Here is a 232-nt window from a genome sequence, read left to right as displayed (position 1 = left end):
ACTGGCGCGTACAGGCGATACTGTATGCGCCAGTTATCAGGCTGCTGGTCTTCGTAGATGGTAATAATGCGGTTCCATGACGCACCTTGTTCATCGGCCTTTAACGCCACGATACGTTCCACGTCCTGCGGATCCCCTGAAATATTGCTAACTGAGATCTGACCTATTTCATTCAGGCCCGTCACGCAGTCAGCACTGGCGAATTCTGCAGACTGTGCCGTGGCGCTCGCAG

The 232-nt window shown here is 53.9% G+C and carries 1 protein-coding gene; it reads right to left on the bottom strand.

The features are described from left to right. A partial coding sequence (gene yjfN / locus AC0L27_RS41560; RefSeq protein ID WP_473323957.1) for a DUF1471 family protease activator YjfN occupies positions 1-232 on the bottom strand: 232 nt, incomplete at both ends.

The sequence above is a fragment of the Bradyrhizobium sp. Ken51 genome, assembly GCF_055807435.1.
The sequence above is the reverse complement of the archived record's forward strand: the minus strand, read 5'-3'. Positions and strand labels throughout refer to the sequence as shown.